Raw genomic sequence first — 13,427 nt, 5'->3', positions numbered from 1 at the left:
CACCGCCGCCCACCGCGCCGCGTAAAGTCTTGGATCCCTTTGGCCGGGTGCCGTGGACATCCCCGCCCGGCCCCCGCGAGGGTGATCGCATGACCCCGAAACTGGTGGCGGGCATCGAACCGCCCTACTACACCGCTGTCTTCACCTCGGTCCGGCCCGACGCGCCCGAGGGATACGCCGAGACCGCCGACCGGATGCAGGCGATCGTCGAGGAGATCCCCGGCTACCTCGGATACGAGTTCGCCCGCACCCCCGGCGGCATCGGCATCACCGTCGCCTACTTCCGCGACCTGAAGTCCCTCGACGCCTGGCGCCTCCACACCGAGCACCAGGAAGCCAAGACGCACGGGCGGGAGCACTGGTACGACAGTTACAGCGTCCACATCGGCAAGGTCGAGCGGAGTTACGGCTATGAACGCGCATGACGGTGCGAAGGCGCATGACGATACGGGTGGAGAGGTCGGGCTCGTCGACATACCCGCGCTCCTCGCGCGGCTCGGGATCCCCGGACTCGTCGACGTGCACACGCACTTCATGCCGAAGAACGTCCTCGACAAGGTGTGGGCCTACTTCGACGCCGTCGGCCCGCTGACCGGTCTGGAGTGGCCCATCACCTACCGCGAGGAGGAGGACCGCAGACTCGCCCTCCTGCGCGGGTTCGGGGCGGTCGCCTTCACCGCGATGCTCTATCCGCACAAGCCCGGGATGGGCGCCTGGCTGAACTCCTGGGCCGCCGACTTCGCCGCCCGTACCCCCGACTGTCTGCACACCGCGACCTTCTTCCCCGAGCCGGGCGCCGACGCCTACGTCCGGGAGGCGCTCGACGCGGGGGCCCGCGTCTTCAAGGTGCACCTCCAGGTCGGAGGGTTCGACCCGAACGACGAACGGATCGACGGGGTGTGGGGGAGCCTCGCGGACAGCGGCACCCCCGTCGTCGTCCACTGCGGCTCCGGGCCCACCCCGGGGAACTTCACCGGCCCCGGCCCCATGGAGCGGCTGCTCGCCCGCCACCCCCGGCTGCGGGTGATCGTCGCGCACATGGGGATGCCCGAGTACGGGGACTTCCTCTCGCTCGCCGAGCGGTACGAGGGCGTCCACCTCGACACCACCATGGCGTTCACCGACTTCAGCGAGCGGCTCGCGCCCTTCCCCGAGGAGGAGCACAAGCGGCTGCTCGACCTCGGCGACCGGATCCTCCTCGGCTCGGACTTCCCCAACATCCCGTATCCGTACGCCCATCAGCTCCACGCCCTCGAACGGCTCGGGCTCGGGGACGACTGGCTCCGGAAGGTGCTGTACGAGAACGGTGCCGCGATGTTTCACGTGAAACCGGCCCGATGATCCCCAGAGCGTGCTGTTTCACGTGAAACCGGCCCTGGCGGGTGCCCGTCGGTGACGGCCGTTTCTCAGGGAATTCACAGGAAAGCGAAAGAGGCCTTTCAGTGGCGGCGGCCAGCCTGGGCTCCATGACCGTCACCTCACACCGCACGAGCAACCGCGCCGGCGCCCGTACCGGTGCTCGCACCGACATCCGCGCCGACATGCTCCGCGCCGACGGGACCGCCGTCCGGGTCCTCGTCGTCGACGACGAGGCCTCGCTCACCGAGCTGCTCTCCATGGCCCTGCGCTACGAGGGCTGGCAGGTCATGAGTGCCGGGGACGGGGCCACCGCCCTGCGTTCCGTGCGCGAGTTCCGGCCCGACGCCGTGATCCTCGACATGATGCTGCCCGACGCCGACGGCCTGAGCCTGCTCGGCTCGATCCGGCGCGAGATGCCCGACGTCCCGGTGCTCTTCCTGACGGCGAAGGACGCCGTGGAGGACCGGATCGCCGGGCTCACGGCGGGCGGCGACGACTACGTGACCAAGCCCTTCAGCCTGGAGGAGGTGGTGGCCCGGCTGCGCGGCCTCATCCGCCGGTCCGGGGCCGCGCAGGCGCGCAGCGAATCCCTGCTGACCGTCGGGGACCTGACCCTCGACGAGGACAGCCACGAGGTCACCCGGGGCGGTGACTCGATCCACCTCACGGCGACCGAGTTCGAGCTGCTGCGCTACCTCATGCGCAATCCGCGCCGGGTGCTCAGCAAGGCGCAGATCCTCGACCGGGTCTGGTCGTACGACTTCGGCGGCCAGGCCAACGTGGTCGAGCTCTACATCTCCTACCTGCGCCGGAAGATCGACGCCGGACGCTCCCCGATGATCCACACCCGGCGCGGGGCCGGCTACCTCATCAAGCCGGGGGAGTAGCGGCCGGTGACGCAAGGCATGCCACCGGGCCGGGGCGCACGGCTGTTCCGGGGTGCGCGGCGGCCGTGGTCGCTGCGCACCCGGCTCGTCGTGTCGGCGGTCGCGCTGATCGCGGTCGTCGCGGCCGTCATCGGCACGGTCACGACGATCGCCTTCCGCTCGTACCTGTACGACCAGGCCGACGAGCAGGTCCGGGGGCTGTCCCAGCGGGCGGCCGGGCCGCCGGTCGTCATGTCCGTGCCCGATCCCGGCCGGGGGCGGGAGCCGTTCGCCTTCCTCGGCGGTCCGGGCGCCCCGATAGGAACCCTCGGCGCGGTCCTCACCGGCGGCGAGGTCACCTCCGCCGGGTACTCGACGGAGGTGCCCGGCAGCAACGGTACGGACGGGCCGAGGTTCCCCGTCGAGGAGCTGGACGCGGAGCAGCGGGCGGCCCTCGCCGCCGTCCCGCGCGACGGCGAGCCGCACACCGTGGAACTGCCCGGCGGCCTCGGCTCCTACCGGGTCGCGTACGCGGAGGGCAGCCGCGGCACCTTCCTCACCGGCATCCCGCTCACCGAGGTCGACGACGCCCTCTCCACCCTCGTCCTGGTCGAGCTGAGCGTCACCGGCGCCGGGCTCGTCGCGGCCTCCCTCGCCGGGACCGTGCTCGTCGGGGTGGCCCTGCGCCCGCTGCGGCGGGTCGCCGCCACCGCCCGCCAGGTCGCCCGGCTCCCGCTGCACAGCGGCGAGGTGGCGCTCCACCAGCGGGTCCCGGAGACGGAGGCCGACCCGCGCACGGAGGTCGGCCAGGTCGGCGCGGCCCTCAACCGGATGCTCGACCACGTCCACTCGGCCCTCGACGCGCGCCAGCAGAGCGAGACCCGGGTCCGGCAGTTCGTCGCGGACGCCAGCCATGAGCTGCGCACCCCGCTCGCCTCGATCCGGGGGTACGCGGAGCTGACCCGGCGCGGCCGCGAGGAGTGCGGGCCCGACACCCGGCACGCGCTCGGCCGGATCGAGTCGGAGGCGACCCGGATGACGGGCCTGGTGGAGGACCTGCTGCTGCTCGCCCGGCTCGACGCCGGACGCCCCCTCTCCTACGAGCCCGTCGACCTCGTCGCCCTCGTCCTGGACTCCGTGAGCGACGCCCGCGCCGCCGGGCCCGGTCACCACTGGGGCCTGGAACTCCCCGAGGACGGGGCGGAGGTGCGGGTGCGGGGGGACGGCGCCCGGATCCAGCAGGTGCTCGTCAACCTCCTCGCCAACGCCCGTACCCACACCCCGCCCGGCACGAAGGTCACCGCCCGCGTCCGCGCGGAGGGGACGGGCGCGCTCGTGGAGGTCGAGGACGACGGGCCCGGCGTCCCGGAGGCGCTCCTGCCCTCCGTCTTCGAACGGTTCGCGCGCGGCGACGCCTCCCGCTCCCGGAACGCCGGCTCCACCGGCCTCGGCCTCGCGATCGTCCGCGCGGTCGTCCTCGCCCACGGCGGCGAGGTGACGGTGGCGAGCGCCCCCGGCCGGACCGTCTTCACCGTCCGGCTGCCCCTGGGACCCGGCCGGCGGATCGGGGTCGGACAGGCCCCGGACGACGGTCCGCGCGAAGACTCACAGGCGGGGCACAGGCTCAGCACACAGGCGTGACAGCCGCCCCGGCGAGGGTCTGTGGCATGCGAACCCCAACGATCGCGCGGCCCGTGCCCGGCGCCCTGCCCGCCCGGGAACACCTGCCCGTGGACGTCGCCGGAGGGCCCGTCCTGGACGTGGTGATCCCCGTCTACAACGAGGAGAAGGACCTGGAGCCGTGCGTCCGCCGGCTCCACGAGCACCTCTCCCGGACCTTCCCGTACGGCTTCCGCATCACCGTCGCCGACAACGCCTCCACCGACACGACGCCCGCCGTCGCCGCGGCCCTCGCCGACGAGATGCCCGGCGTGCGCTCCGTACGCCTCGAACAGAAGGGGCGCGGGCGGGCCCTGCGCACGGTGTGGTCGGCGTCGGACGCGCCCGTCCTGGCCTACATGGACGTCGACCTGTCCACCGACCTGAACGCGCTGCTCCCGCTGGTCGCGCCGCTCATCTCCGGCCACTCGGACCTGGCGATCGGCTCCCGGCTCGCCCGCTCCTCGCGAGTGGTGCGCGGCCCGAAGCGGGAGTTCGTCTCCCGCGCGTACAACCTGATCCTGCGCTCCTCGCTCGCGGCCCGGTTCTCGGACGCGCAGTGCGGGTTCAAGGCCATACGGCGCGAGGTCGCCGAGCGGCTGCTCCCGATGGTCGAGGACACCGGCTGGTTCTTCGACACCGAGATGCTGGTCCTCGCCGAGCGGGCCGGCCTGCGCATCCACGAGGTGCCGGTCGACTGGGTCGACGACCCCGACTCGACCGTGCACATCGTGAAGACGGCGACCGACGACCTCAAGGGCGTCTGGCGGGTGGGGCGGGCCCTCGCGACCGGTTCGCTGCCGCTCGACCGGCTCGTCCGGCCGTTCGGGGACGACCCCCGGGACCGCGAGCTCAGCGGCGTGCCCGGCGGTCTCGCCCGCCAGCTGGTCGGCTTCTGCGTGGTCGGGGTCCTGTCCACGCTCTTCTACCTGGCGCTGTACTCGGCCTTCCGGCTCGGCCTCGGGCCACAGCTCGCCAACGCCGGGGCCCTCCTCGTCTCGGCCGTCGCCAACACGGCGGCCAACCGGCGCCTCACCTTCGGGGTGCGGGGCCGGGACCGGGCCGTCCGCCACCAGGCGCAGGGGCTCGTGGTCTTCGCCATCGGCCTGGCCCTGACCAGCGGTTCGCTCGCCGCCCTCGGCGCGGCGACCGGAGACCCGTCGCACTCCACCGAGCTGGCCGTCCTGATCGTGGCCAACCTCGCCGCGACCGTCCTGCGCTTCCTCCTCTTCCGGCTCTGGGTCTTCCCCGAGCGGGCCGCCGCGAGGAACGCACCCACCGCGAGGAACGAACGATGACCACCCTGAACCCCGCGGCCCCCGCCGCCCCGCCCGGGAACGCCCGGAACGCCGGTACAGCCCTGCTCGCCCGCCTCTGGCGCGGACGCGCCGAGGACGCCCCCTGGGTCCGCCCCGCCTTCCTCGGCCTGCTCGTCGTGACCGGCGTGCTCTACCTGTGGAACCTGAGCGCCTCCGGCTACGCCAACTCCTTCTACTCGGCGGCCGTCCAGGCCGGCGGGGAGAGCTGGAAGGCCTTCTTCTTCGGCTCCCTCGACGCGGCCAACGCCATCACCGTCGACAAGCCGCCGGCCGCGCTCTGGCCGATGGCGCTCTCCGTCCGCCTCTTCGGCCTCGGCTCCTGGCAGATCCTCGTGCCCGAGGTGCTCATGGGCGTGGCCACGGTCGGCGTCCTGTACGCGGCCGTCCGGCGCCGGTTCGGCGCGGGCGCGGGCCTGATCGCGGGCACGGTCCTGGCGCTGACGCCGGTCGCCGCCCTGATGTTCCGCTTCAACAACCCGGACGCGCTGCTCGCGCTGCTCATGACGGTCGCCGTGTACGGGGTGCTGCGCGCCCTGGAGGACCGGCCGGGCGCGGCGAAGTGGCTGGTGGGGGCGGGAGTGGCCTTCGGGTTCGCGTTCCTCGCGAAGACCCTCCAGGCCTTCCTGATCCTGCCACCGCTCGCCCTCGTGTACGCGGTGTGCGCGCCGGGCGGGATCGGGCGCCGGATCGGCCGCCTCGGCCTCGCCGGACTTGCGATGCTGGTCTCGGCGGGCTGGTGGGTGGCCCTGGTCGAACTGTGGCCGGCGTCCTCCCGCCCGTACGTCGGAGGCTCGCAGAACAACAGCTTCCTGGAGCTGACCTTCGGCTACAACGGCCTCGGCCGGATCAACGGCGACGAGACCGGCAGCGTGGGCGGCGGCGGAGGTCCCGGCGGGGGCATGGGCGGCGGCGGTGGCCGGTGGGGAGAAACCGGGATCGGCCGGATGTTCAACGACTCGGTCGGCGGGCAGATCTCCTGGCTGCTCCCGGCCGCGCTGATCCTGCTCGTCGCGGGGCTCGTCGTCACCCGGCGGGCGCCCCGGACGGACACCGCGCGCTCGGCGTTCCTGGTGTGGGGCGGCTCGCTGCTCATGACCCTCGCGGTCTTCAGCTTCATGGCCGGCATCTTCCACGAGTACTACACGATCGCCCTGGCCCCGTACGTCGCGGCGCTCGTCGGCACGGGCGCGTCCGTGCTGTGGGAGGAGCGCACCCGGTTCGCCGCCTCGGCGGCGCTCGCGGTGACGGTGGCGGTGTCGGCCTGGTGGGCCTGGACGCTGCTCGGCCGTACGCCGGACTGGCTGCCGTGGCTGCGCTGGACGGTCCTGGTGGCGGGCGCCGCCGCGACCGTCGGGCTCCTCGTCGCGGGCCGGGTCGACCGGCGCCTCGGGCTCGCGGCGGCGGGCCTCGGCCTGGCGGCGGGCCTCGCGGGCCCCTTCGCGTACACCCTGGCGACGGTGGGCACCGGCCACCAGGGCTCCATCGTGACGGCGGGTCCGGCGGGCGGCCGGGGCCCGGGCGGCTTCGGCGGTCGCATGCCGGGCGGCTTCGGCGGCGGGATGCCCGAGGGCGGAATGGCGTTCCCGGGGGGCCAGGGAGGCCAGAACGGCCAGAACGGCCAGGGATCCCAGAACGGTGGAGGCCAGAACGGCCAGGGGCCGGGCCAGATGCCGGGAGGCTTCGGTGGCGGCGGTCAGGGCGGCCAGATGCCCGGCGGCCAAGGACAAGGCCAGAACCAAGGCCAGAACCAAGGCCAGAACCAAGGCCAGAACCAGGGCCAGAATCAGGGCCAGATGCCCGGCGGCACCCCGCCCCAGGGACTGCCCCAGGGCAACGCCCAGGGAAACCCCTGGGGCTCGCGCGGCGAGCGCCCCGGCTTCGGCGGTGGCGGTGGCGGCGGCATGGGCGGTCTCCTCAACGGCGCGAACGTCGGCGCGGAGGCCGAGGCGGCGCTCCTGAAGGACGCCGGCTCCTACACCTGGGTCGCGGCCACGGTCGGCGCCCAGAACGCGGCCAGCTACCAGCTCGCCACGGAGAAGCCGGTCATGGCGATCGGCGGCTTCAACGGCAGCGACCCGTCCCCGACCCTCGCGCAGTTCAAGCAGTACGTCGCCGAGGGGAGGATCCACTACTTCATCGGAAGCGGCGGTGAGGACACGGGCGAGAGCGACGGGCGCACCGGCGGCAGGGAAGGCGGCACGGGGGGCGGCATGGGAGGCAACTCCGCGATCTCCTCCTGGGTCGCGAAGACCTTCGAGAAGGTCACGATCGGCGGCGCCACCTTCTACGACCTCACCAAGAAGGCCTGAAGGTCTGACCGAAAACAATCGAAAACAAGCGGCTGGAAATAATCCCTATACGGTGTAAGAGAAACCCTTGTACGGTGTACGAGACCTGGTCCCGTACACCGTACAAGGAGTCCTGCCATGACGGCGACGACCGCCGCGAACGAACCGTCCGCCGCCACCGGCGGCCACCCGCAGCGCTGGCTGATCCTCGGCGTCATCTGCCTGGCCCAGCTCACCGTGCTGCTCGACAACACCGTGCTCGGCGTCGCCATCCCCTCGCTGACCTCGGAACTCCACGCCTCCACCGCCGACATCCAGTGGATGATCAACGCGTACTCGCTCGTCCAGTCCGGCCTGCTCCTGACCGCCGGCAACGCCGCCGACCGCTACGGCTGCAAGAAGCTCCTCGCCGCCGGACTCGCGCTCTTCGGCCTCGGCTCGCTCGCCGCCGGGCTCGCCGGATCCACCGCGCAGCTCATCGCCGCCCGCGCGGGCATGGGCATCGGCGGCGCGCTGCTCATGACCACCACCCTCGCCGTCGTCATGCAGATCTTCGACGACTCCGAGCGGGTCAAGGCCATCGCGCTGTGGGCCACCGTCAGTTCGCTCGGCTTCGCCGCCGGACCGCTGATCGGCGGCGCGATCCTCGATCACTTCTGGTGGGGGATGATCTTCCTGATCAACATCCCGGTCGCGCTCGTCGGCCTGGTCGCCGTGGTCAAGCTGGTCCCCGAGTCCAAGAACCCCCAGGGCGAGCGGCCCGACCTGGTCGGCGCGCTGCTCTCCACCGTCGGCATGACCGCCGCCGTGTACGCCATCATCACCGGCCCCGAGCACGGCTGGGCCTCGGCCGAGGTGCTGGTCCCGGCGGCCGTCGGCGTCGCCGTCCTCGCCGCCTTCGCCCGGTGGGAGCTGCGCGTCCCGTACCCGATGCTCGACATGCACTTCTTCCGCAACCAGAAGTTCGTCGGCGCGGTCGCGGGCGCGATCCTGGTCATGTTCGGCCTGGGCGGCTCGCTCTTCCTGCTCACCCAGCACCTGCAGTTCGTCCTCGGCTACGAGCCGCTGGAGGCCGGTCTGCGGATGGCGCCGCTCGCCCTGGCCGTGGTCGTGCTCAACCTCAGCGGCGTCGGCCCGCGGATCGTGGTGAAGCTCGGCACCGCGCCCACCGTGGCCGTCGGCATGACCCTCGGCGCGGCCGGTCTCGCCTCGATCGCCCTGATCGGCGGCGGCACGAACAGCAGCTACTGGGGGATGCTCCTGGGCTTGGTCCTGATGGGCGTCGGCCTCGCGGTCGCCAACCCGGCCATGGCCAACGCCATCATGAGCGCGATCCCGCCGGAGAAGGCCGGCGTGGGCGCGGGCGTCAACGGCACCCTCGCCGAGTTCGGCAACGGCCTGGGCGTCGCCGTCCTCGGAGCCGTACTGAACGCGCGCTTCGCCGCCCTCGTCGCCGTCACCGCGACCTCGCTGCCCGCGGCCCTCGCGGCGGCCGGGAGCGACGCCGAACGGGCGCGGGTCTCCGACGCCTTCGCCTCCGGCCTCCAGACCAGCCAACTGGTCGGCGCGGTCGCCCTCTTCGCGGGCGGTCTGCTCGCCGCGGTCCTGCTCGCACGGGCCGAGCGGGCGGAGAAGGCCGCGGGAGCGGGCGCGGAGAAGACCGCGGCTCCGCATCCGGCGGCGGCTGCCTAGCATGGTCACGGACCGCTGACAGACGGAGGAACGCGATGGTCAAGGCAGCCGACCGGGCCAAGGACCCGGCGCGTTCCAGCGTCTGGCTGGAGAACCGGGCCCCCCGCCGCGGGAGCGGCCCGGCCGGTCTCGACCGGGACCGGATCGTCGCCGCCGCGATCCGGATGCTCGACGAGGAGGGCCTGAACGGCCTCTCGATGCGCAAGCTCGCGACCGAGCTGGGCGTCACGGCCATGTCGCTCTACTGGTACGTGGACACCAAGGACGACATCATCGAGTACGCCGTCGACTCCGTCTACGCGGAGATCGACCTCGTCGCGGTCGGCACCACCGGCGACTGGCGCGACCGGCTCCGGACGCTGGCCCTGGAGTACCGGGGGATGCTGGTCCGCCACCCGTGGATGTCGCCGTGCGCCGGCACGTACCTGAACATCGGGCCGAACTCGGTCGCCGTCGGCGCCCGGATCCACGAGGCGATCCGGGACACCGGACTGCCGGTGCACCGCCACCCGAGCGCGATGTCGGCGGTCTTCCAGTTCGTGTACGGCTACGGGACGATCGAGTCGCAGTTCCAGCGGCGGGCGGCGGAGGCCGGCATGTCGCAGGACGTCTTCTACGGGGAGTCGATCCGGGCCTTCCACGACGACACGCGGTTCAAGGAGACGCTCGGATCGATGACGGAGCTCCTCGACGAGCGGGCCTCGCACGGCAGCGTCAGCGACATCTGGGACCGGGACTTCGCGTACGCCCTCGACGTCCTGGTCGCCGGCATCGAGGTGATGGTGGCCCGCGAACAGGAATGACGGCGGCGGGAGCGGGGCCGGAAACGGGGCCGGAAACGGAAACGACGGAGCGGCGGGCCGTCCCCTGCCCACCGCTCCGTACTCGACCCGGCCGCGCCTCCGCTCGAAGCGCGGCCGGGAGCTTTTCCTTTCGACGCCTTCCTACGGGGCGTCCGCGGCGACCTTCTCGCTCGCGGGCGCCTTCTCGTCCGCCTTCACCGCGCCGCTCTTGAGGGCGACCTCCTTGATGAAGATCGTCACCACGAAGGCGAGCAGCGCGAACGGTGCCGAGTAGAGGAAGACGTCCGCGACGCCGTGGCCGTACGCGTCCTCCATGACCGTGCGGATCGGGGCCGGCAGCTTGTCCATGTCGGGGATGCCGCCGCCCGAGCCGCCCTTGCCCATCGCGGCCGCGGCCTTCGGGCCGAGCTCGGCCAGGCCCTCCTTGACGTAGTCCGTGACCCGGTGGGCCATGACCGCGCCGAGCGCCGAGACACCGATCGCACCGCCCAGGGAGCGGAAGAAGGTGACGACGGAGGAGGCGGCGCCGAGGTCGGCGGGTGCCACCTGGTTCTGGGTGCAGAGCACCAGGTTCTGCATCATCATGCCGAGGCCGAGGCCGAGGACCGCCATGAAGAGCGCGATGTGCCAGTACTCCGTGTCGTAACGGATCGTGCCGAGCAGGCCGAGGCCGCCGGCGGCCAGGGCGCCGCCGCTGACCAGCCACGCCTTCCAGCGGCCGGTCTTGGTGATGATCAGACCGGAGACGGTGGAGGAGATGAACAGACCCGTGATCATCGGGATGGTGAGGACGCCGGACATCGTCGGCGACTCGTTGCGCGCCAGCTGGAAGTACTGGCTGAAGAAGACCGTGCCGGCGAACATCGCGACGCCCACGAAGAGCGAGGCGAGCGAGGCGAGGGTGATCGTGCGGTTGCGGAAGAGGCGGAGCGGGATGATCGGCTCGCTCGCCTTCGACTCGACCAGGATGAAGATCGCACCCAGGGCGACGGCGCCGAGGACCATGACGGCCGTCTGCCAGGACATCCAGTCGTACTTGTCGCCCGCGAAGGTGACCCAGACGAGGAGCAGGGAGACGGCGGCGCTGATGAAGAAGGCGCCGGCCCAGTCGACCTTGACCTCGCGCTTCACGACGGGGAGCTTCAGGGTCTTCTGGAGGACGAGCAGGGCGATGATCGCGAAGGGCACGCCGACGTAGAAGCACCAGCGCCAGCCGAGCCAGTCGGTGTCGGTGATGACGCCGCCGAGCAGCGGGCCGCCGACGGTGGCGACGGCGAAGGTGGCGCCCAGGTAGCCGCTGTACCGGCCGCGCTCGCGCGGGGCGATCATGGCGGCCAGGATGATCTGGGAGAGGGCGGTCAGACCGCCGACGCCGACGCCCTGGACGACGCGGCAGGCGATGAGCATGCCGGTGCTCTGCGAGAGGCCGGCGACGACCGAGCCGGCGACGTAGATGATCAGGGCTATCTGGACGAGGAACTTCTTGGAGAAGAGGTCCGCGAGCTTGCCCCAGAGCGGGGTGGTCGCGGTCATCGCCAGGAGGGCCGCGGTCACGACCCAGGTGTAGGCGGACTGGCCGCCGCCCAGGTCGGTGATGATCTGCGGCAGGGCGTTGGAGACGATCGTCGAGGACAGGATGGCGACGAACATGCCGAGCAGCAGCCCGGAGAGCGCCTCCATGATCTGCTTGTGCGTCATCGGGGCGCCGCCGGAGGCGAGGTCCCCCTCCTTTGCGCTCCCGCCGCGCACACCGGTCTCTGGTGTGGTGCTAGCCATGGACTTCCTTCGTTCTCAAGCGTGGTGGGCCCGGCAGTCCCCGAAGGAATCGCGGAGGCGGGCGAGCAGGGTGGTGAGCAGTTCGACGTCGTCGTCGGACCACTCCGCGAGGGTGCGGGCGAGCATGTCGGTCAGCCGCTGGTCGAGGACGGCGAGCATGGACTCGCCCGCCGGGGTCAGGTGGAGGATGCGGGAGCGCCGGTCGGCGGGGTCGGGCAGGCGCTCGACCCATCCGCGGTCCACCGTGTGGGCCACGTGACGGCTGCTGACCGACATGTCGACGGCCATCAGCTCGGACACGCGGCCCATCCGCATGTCCCCGTGGTGGTTCAGCAGTGCGAGGACGAGCGCGGATCCGCCGGGGCACTCGGCGGGCAGGGTCCGCGCGAGTCCGCGCTTCACCGCTCCGATGGCGCTCACCTGGCGGGCGAGGTTCTCGTACCGATTGCCTCTGTCCATCGCGTACTCCACCGCGTGCTCCACATATCTTGTTGCTTAGGGCAACCATAGAGATGGATGGTTGCTTCAGGCAAACTAAATCGGTCAAACGGCGCTAAAGAATCGGCAAAGGGAGGGGGACGGGGAGACCGGACGCGGCCCCGTGCGCCGGGCCGGGGGTGCCGGGCTTGGGCGCCCCGGCCGACTTCGCTAGGGTCCTGGCCCATGGCACACAACCCCCAAGCACCGTACGGCCAGGGCCAGGGCCCCGAGGGCTCCTACGACCCCGCCGGCAGCACCCAGATGTTCCGCGCCTTCGTCGACGAGGGCGCCCCGCAGCAGCAGCCGCAGACCGTCGCCGCCTCCTCCTCGTCGGGCCCCCGGGTCGGCCTGATCGTGGGCGTGGTCGCGGCCGTCGTCGTCCTGGCGGCCGTCGCCTGGCTGGCGCTCGGCTGACCGTTCCGTACGCCCGGGGTGGGCCGGTCCTCCGCACCACGCGGAGGACCGGCCCACTTCTCTTTTCCGGGAGTCACAGCCTCACAGCCCCGCGGCCCCGCGGGCTCACGCGGTCGCGGAGTCCAGTGACGGGGCGAGCACCGCGAAGGCCCGCTCGATCAGCGCGCCCGGGTCCTCGGCGCCCCCGCCCTCGCTCCACCGGTGCAGTACGGCGTCGAAGGCGGCCAGCGCCATGCCCGCGGCGAGCCGGGGGTAGAGGTCGGTCCCGGGATCGCGCCCCAGGCGTACGGCCAGCTCCTCGGTCAGTTCTTCGCGCCACCGCGCCTGGTGCTCCAGGAAGCGGGCGGGCGGCGCGGGCGTCCGCAGGATCAGCCGGACCACCGGCAGCGCGCCGTTCGGCGTGGTCCCCGCAGGTGGCCAGGGGTACGGAGACGGCCCGCAGCAGCGCCTCGGAAGGGCGCTCGGCCGCGGGCCGGGCGGCGAGCGCCGCGCGGATGTCGGTGCCCATGCCCGCCAGGAACTGGACGACCACGTCCTCCTCGGACGCGAAGTACCGGAAGAAGGTCCGCTTGGAGACGCCGGAGGCGGACGCGATCTCGTCCACCGTGACCGCGTCGAAGCCCTTGAGGGCGAACGACTGGAGGGACGCCTCGGTGAGCTCGGTCGCGACGAGCCGACGCTTGCGCTGGGCGAGGGTGAAGGGACCGGCGGCCCGGCCGGACTGCGCGGCGCCTCCACCCGCGTACGGATCTCCGGGGCGGCGGCCGACCC

11 protein-coding genes and 1 pseudogene are annotated in these 13,427 nt (G+C 72.4%); 9 read left to right on the top strand and 3 right to left on the bottom strand.

What is annotated here, in order from left to right; genetic code table 11:
• Positions 1-89 precede the first annotated feature (89 nt).
• The 8 genes from ACIP5O_RS00755 (at position 90) to ACIP5O_RS00720 (ending at position 9,986) form a co-directional block, all read left to right on the top strand.
• Positions 90-425, top strand: coding sequence for an antibiotic biosynthesis monooxygenase family protein (locus ACIP5O_RS00755; RefSeq protein ID WP_401286857.1), 336 nt, complete (start codon positions 90-92; stop codon positions 423-425).
• The gene (locus tag ACIP5O_RS00750) at positions 412-1,341 is read left to right on the top strand and encodes an amidohydrolase family protein (protein WP_401286854.1); all 930 of its coding nucleotides are present in this window, start codon (positions 412-414) and stop codon (positions 1,339-1,341) included. Before ACIP5O_RS00755 ends, ACIP5O_RS00750 begins: the two co-directional genes overlap by 14 nt.
• A 200-nt stretch (positions 1,342-1,541) precedes the next feature.
• A complete protein-coding gene (locus ACIP5O_RS00745; RefSeq protein WP_185893301.1) occupies positions 1,542-2,246 on the top strand; it encodes a response regulator transcription factor in 705 nt (234 codons plus the stop codon).
• Positions 2,247-2,264: 18 nt separating this feature from the next.
• Complete coding sequence (locus tag ACIP5O_RS00740) at positions 2,265-3,866, top strand: sensor histidine kinase (protein ID WP_401288085.1); 1,602 nt, start codon at positions 2,265-2,267, stop codon at positions 3,864-3,866.
• A gap of 26 nt (positions 3,867-3,892) precedes the next feature.
• Positions 3,893-5,182 (top strand): glycosyltransferase, encoded by a 1,290-nt coding sequence (locus tag ACIP5O_RS00735; protein WP_401286851.1) that lies wholly within the window; start codon positions 3,893-3,895, stop codon positions 5,180-5,182.
• Positions 5,179-7,512: an ArnT family glycosyltransferase gene (locus ACIP5O_RS00730; protein ID WP_401286848.1), complete on the top strand. Its 2,334-nt coding sequence runs from the start codon at positions 5,179-5,181 to the stop codon at positions 7,510-7,512. Before ACIP5O_RS00735 ends, ACIP5O_RS00730 begins: the two co-directional genes overlap by 4 nt.
• A 117-nt stretch (positions 7,513-7,629) precedes the next feature.
• Positions 7,630-9,183 carry an MFS transporter gene (locus ACIP5O_RS00725; RefSeq protein WP_401286845.1) on the top strand — a complete coding sequence of 518 codons (1,554 nt, stop codon included), beginning with the start codon at positions 7,630-7,632 and terminating at the stop codon, positions 9,181-9,183.
• A gap of 35 nt (positions 9,184-9,218) precedes the next feature.
• On the top strand, positions 9,219-9,986 hold the full coding sequence (locus ACIP5O_RS00720; protein WP_401286843.1) for a TetR/AcrR family transcriptional regulator: 768 nt from the start codon (positions 9,219-9,221) through the stop codon (positions 9,984-9,986).
• A 141-nt stretch (positions 9,987-10,127) separates the two neighbouring features.
• Here ACIP5O_RS00720 and ACIP5O_RS00715 read toward each other — a convergent pair whose 3' ends face one another.
• Both ACIP5O_RS00715 and ACIP5O_RS00710 read right to left on the bottom strand, forming a co-directional pair.
• Positions 10,128-11,762, bottom strand: a complete 1,635-nt coding sequence (locus ACIP5O_RS00715; RefSeq protein WP_401286841.1) for an MDR family MFS transporter — start codon at positions 11,760-11,762, stop codon at positions 10,128-10,130.
• Between the two features lie 15 nt (positions 11,763-11,777).
• Positions 11,778-12,221, bottom strand: coding sequence for a MarR family winged helix-turn-helix transcriptional regulator (locus tag ACIP5O_RS00710; RefSeq protein WP_401286838.1), 444 nt, complete (start codon positions 12,219-12,221; stop codon positions 11,778-11,780).
• Between the two features lie 204 nt (positions 12,222-12,425).
• On the opposite strand from ACIP5O_RS00710, the gene ACIP5O_RS00705 reads away from it, so the two are divergent.
• A complete protein-coding gene (locus ACIP5O_RS00705) occupies positions 12,426-12,656 on the top strand; it encodes a hypothetical protein (RefSeq protein ID WP_125659539.1) in 231 nt (76 codons plus the stop codon).
• A gap of 105 nt (positions 12,657-12,761) precedes the next feature.
• Here the strand turns inward: ACIP5O_RS00705 and ACIP5O_RS00700 are convergent.
• Positions 12,762-13,260: pseudogene (locus ACIP5O_RS00700) on the bottom strand (TetR family transcriptional regulator).
• Positions 13,261-13,427 lie beyond the last annotated feature (167 nt).

This window comes from Streptomyces sp. NPDC088915 (assembly GCF_044749825.1).
GTDB lineage: Bacteria > Actinomycetota > Actinomycetes > Streptomycetales > Streptomycetaceae > Streptomyces.
Note: the sequence above shows the minus strand (reverse complement) of the source record. Positions and strands in the feature narration are given on the sequence as shown.